Origin of the sequence: Herbaspirillum sp. B65, assembly GCF_000333555.1 — a bacterium.
Classification (GTDB): domain Bacteria; phylum Pseudomonadota; class Gammaproteobacteria; order Burkholderiales; family Burkholderiaceae_D; genus Herbaspirillum; species Herbaspirillum rubrisubalbicans.
The window spans coordinates 1-3,833 of the sequence record NZ_BADI01000392.1 but is presented as its reverse complement, the minus strand read 5'-3'; the positions used below and the strand labels follow the sequence as shown (position 1 = coordinate 3,833).

5 protein-coding genes and 1 pseudogene are annotated in these 3,833 nt (G+C 65.4%); 4 read left to right on the top strand and 2 right to left on the bottom strand.

Annotation, left to right across the window (positions count from 1 at the left end; translation table 11 throughout):
* From I5W_RS09580 to I5W_RS09565, 4 genes and pseudogenes are all read left to right on the top strand, one after another.
* Positions 1-190: pseudogene (locus I5W_RS09580) on the top strand (ABC transporter ATP-binding protein); the annotation flags it as partial.
* Positions 190-1,107, top strand: a complete 918-nt coding sequence (locus I5W_RS09575; protein ID WP_044529046.1) for an MlaD family protein — start codon at positions 190-192, stop codon at positions 1,105-1,107. The pseudogene I5W_RS09580 and the gene I5W_RS09575, both read left to right, overlap by 1 nt.
* Positions 1,104-1,724: an ABC-type transport auxiliary lipoprotein family protein gene (locus I5W_RS09570; RefSeq protein ID WP_044529045.1), complete on the top strand. Its 621-nt coding sequence runs from the start codon at positions 1,104-1,106 to the stop codon at positions 1,722-1,724. The genes I5W_RS09575 and I5W_RS09570 overlap by 4 nt, the downstream gene beginning before the upstream one ends.
* A gap of 104 nt (positions 1,725-1,828) precedes the next feature.
* Positions 1,829-2,740, top strand: a complete 912-nt coding sequence (locus tag I5W_RS09565; RefSeq protein ID WP_044529044.1) for a LysR family transcriptional regulator — start codon at positions 1,829-1,831, stop codon at positions 2,738-2,740.
* 10 nt (positions 2,741-2,750) lie between these two features.
* Here the strand turns inward: I5W_RS09565 and I5W_RS09560 are convergent, their stop codons facing one another.
* Positions 2,751-3,491, bottom strand: a complete 741-nt coding sequence (locus I5W_RS09560; RefSeq protein ID WP_017450168.1) for an LrgB family protein — start codon at positions 3,489-3,491, stop codon at positions 2,751-2,753.
* Positions 3,491-3,832 carry a CidA/LrgA family protein gene (locus I5W_RS09555; RefSeq protein ID WP_044529043.1) on the bottom strand — a complete coding sequence of 114 codons (342 nt, stop codon included), beginning with the start codon at positions 3,830-3,832 and terminating at the stop codon, positions 3,491-3,493. Before I5W_RS09555 ends, I5W_RS09560 begins: the two co-directional genes overlap by 1 nt.
* Between the last annotated feature and the right edge of the window lies 1 nt (position 3,833).

Below are 3,833 nucleotides of genomic sequence, written 5' to 3'. Positions count from 1 at the left end.
CCTCTACGCCATCTGCGACCGCGTCGCGGTGCTCTCGGCCAAGCGCGTGCTGGTGGCCGACCGCATCGAAACGGTGGCCGCCTACGATGATGCGTGGATCCAGCAATATTTCCAGGGCCCGCGCGGACGGGCCGCCAGCATGGCCGCACTGCGCGCGGCGGCCACCACAACGCAGCAAGGAAAACCCTAATGGAAACACGTGCCCATCACGTCCTCATTGGACTGTTCACCATCCTGGTCGCCGGGGCGGCCCTGGCGTTCTGCCTGTGGCTGACCAAGGTCGGCCAGGACCGCGACGTCGATTACTACACGGTGATCTTCAACGAAGCCGTCAGCGGCCTCTCGCGCGGCAGCCCGGTGCAGTACAGCGGCATCAAGGTAGGCGACGTGGTCGGTTTGAGCCTGGACCCGGCCGATCCGCGCAAGGTGCGCGCACGCATCCGCGTGGTCGGTCGCGCACCGATCAAGGAAGATACCGGCGCCAAGCTGGCCTTGGCCGGCATCACCGGCACCGCGCTGATCCAGCTCACCAATGGTTCGCCACAGAGCCCGCGCCTGGTCTCCAAGGATGGCAGCGACCCCATCATCATTGCCTCGCCCTCGCCGCTGACCGCCCTGCTCACCAATGGCGAGGACTTGCTCACCAACGTCAATGAAGTGCTGATCAATGCCAAGCTGTTCCTGGCCCCGGAGAATGCGCGGCGCTTGAACCAGACGCTGGCGCACCTGGAGCAGTTGACCGATACCCTGGCCGCCCAGCGCGGCAATGTCGGTGCCACCATGCAGGAGCTGGCTGCGGCCGCCCACCAGGCCAACCTGGCCATGCAATCGGCCAACCAGTTGCTGGGCACGCGCGGCAATGAAGCCATGGGCAATCTGCAAAAAGCCATGAGTTCGCTGGCCGCCAGCAGCCAGCAGATCGAAACGCTGATCAAGCAAAACCAGGCCGCCCTCAACAACGGCGCCCAGGGCGTGGCCGAGATCGGCCCGGCCATTAGCGAACTGCGCGGCACGCTGGCCTCGGTTCGGGCCATCACCCGCAAGCTGGAAAGCGACCCCGGCGCCTACCTGCTGGGCCAAGACAATCTCCAGGAATTCAAACCATGACTAGCCCGTGCTTGCGCCCCCTCCTCCGTATCGCGCTCCTGACCAGCAGCCTGGCGCTGACGGCCTGCTCGATCCTGCCCAAGGCCGACCCGCTGGCGGTATATCGTCTGCCGACACCGGCCATCGCCAGCACTGCCATCGCCCCGGCCGGCAGCGCCTACCGTTCGCTGCGCATCGTCGCACCCACGGCCAATCGCAGCATCGACAGCGAACGCATCCTGGTGCTGCCCGAAGGCGACGTGGTGAAATCCTACGCCGGGGTGCGCTGGAGCGACCCCGCCCCGCAATTGCTGCGCGACCGCCTGCTGGATGCCTTCCAGGCCGATGGCCGCTTCCCGCGCCTGTCCGGCGACAATGCCAACATCGCCGCCGAGGTCGAACTCAATGGTGCATTGAACGCGTTCCAGACCGAATATCGCCAAGGCGTGCCGACCGTGGTCATCATCTATGAAGCCCGCCTGGTCGACACCATCAGCCGCCAGCAACTGGCGGCGCGGCGTTTTGTCGTAGTGCAGCCGGTGGCCGGCAGCCAGGTGCCGGAAGTGGTCACGGCCTTCGGCAGCGCCAGCCAGCGGCTGGCCAACGAGGTGGTGGCCTGGGTGGCTACGGTCAGGTAAACGATTTGCGCCCACGCGCCATTATCCGAACGTAGCATGGGCAGGGGCGTCGCGCTGTGGCAGGCTGGGCGGTATTTTTCTTGCCGAGCGCAGACGGGAACCTCATGGACAAGTTGCAAGCGATGGAAACCTTCGTCGCCGTGGTCGAAAGTGGCAGTTTCGTCGCCGCCGTCGATATCACCGGCCAGTCCAAACCCGCGGTCTCGCGCCAGGTGTCGGAGTTGGAACAGTTCCTCGGCATTCGCCTGCTCCACCGCACCACGCGGCGCCTCTCGCTCACCGATGAAGGCCGTCTCTACTTTGCCCGCTGCAAGGAATTGCTGGAATCCATCCAGGATGTGGAAAGCGAAGTCGGCCTCAATTCGGACCAGGCTTGTGGTCGCTTGCGCATTGGCGTGCCGCAGGATTTCGGGGTCGAACAACTGGCGCCGCTGTGGGGCAAGTTCACCCAACAGCATCCCCAGATCACGCTCAACATCACCCTCTCGGATCGCACCATCGACCTGCTCGAAGAAGGGTTCGACATGGCCATCCGCATCAGCGCCCTGGGTGACAGCCGCATGGTGGCCCGCCCGCTGGCCCCGGTCAGAATGATCGCCTGCGCTTCACCGGAGTTCCTGGCGCGGCATGGTACGCCGACCACGCCAGCCGAGCTGCGCGAATTTCCCTTCATTTCCTATAGCTATCGCGCCAATGGCGATGAGTGGAGCTTCAAGCACCTCCATGGCGATACCTGCCAGGTCCGCGTGCGATCCACCGTCTACGTCAACAATGGCGCCACCTGCCGCGCCATGGCTATCGCCGCCCAGGGCATTGCGATCCAGCCCGACTTCATCGTCAATGCCGCCATCCAGGCTGGTCAGTTGGTGGAATTGTTCGACGGCTGGAGCACCGGCGAGCAACTGGTGGTGCACACGCTCTACCCGACCCGCACCCATCTGCCGCCCAAGGTGCAAAGAATGCGCGACTTCCTGGTGGAACAGTTCAAGGTGCCACCCTGGTGCCCCAAGCCGTGAGGCGCTGACCTCAGCTTCCTATCCAGCGCAGGAACCAGGGCAAGGCCAGCGGCACCATGACCGCAGTGAAGACGCCATTGAGCCCCATCCCCAGCCCGGCAAACGCGCCCATCTCGGCACTGACCTGCAAGGCCCGCGCCGTACCGATGCCGTGCGACGCCACGCCCAACGCAAAGCCGCGCACTGGATGGCTGTCGATGCGCAGGACATTGAGCACGTAGCGCGCCAGCACCGCCCCCAGGATGCCGGTGCAGATCACCAGCACGGCGGTCAGCGAAGGCAAGCCGCCGAAGCGTTCCGAGATGGCCATCGCAATCGGCGTGGTGGCCGACTTGGGCGCCAGCGACACCACGATGGTGCGCGAGGCGCCCATGGCATAGGCGATCCCCACGGCCGAGACCACCGCCGTGATGGACCCGGCCGCCAGCCCCAGCATCAGCGGCAGGGCCGCGCGCCGGAAGTTGTGCCACTGCTTGTAGAGCGGCATGGCCAGCGCCACCGTGGCCGGACCCAGCATGAAGTGGACGAACTGTGCGCCTTCGAAATAGGTCTGGTAGGGGGTATGCGTGATGGCCAGGATGCTGACCACGATGGCAATGGCGATCAATACCGGATTGGCCAGCGGATTGAAACCCAAGCGCCGATACAGCCACAGCGCCACCAGATAGGCCACCAGGGTGGTGGTCAAGCCCAGCAGCGGCGAGGCGGCCAGGTAGACCCAGACATCAGTCAGACGCGCCAGGCCGTGCATCAGTGCGACTCCTCATCGGTGCGCGCCTGGCGTGCGCTGGAAAAGCGCCTCATCGCCGCATTGGTCACCAGCGCCCCCACGGCAATGGCCAGCACGGTGCTCACCACCAATGCCACCACGATGGCCGGCAGATCGCCCTTGAGCTGCCCGGCCGCGGCGATCACCCCCACCCCGGCCGGCACGAACAGCAAGGACAGGTGCTGCAGGATGCTCCAGGAGGTGGGCTCCATCATCTGCGCCAGACGCGGTGAGGCAAGGAAGGCGATCAACAGCAGCAACATGCCGATCACCGGGCCGGGGATGGGCAAGCCCAGCAACTGCGCGACACCTCGCCCAGGCATG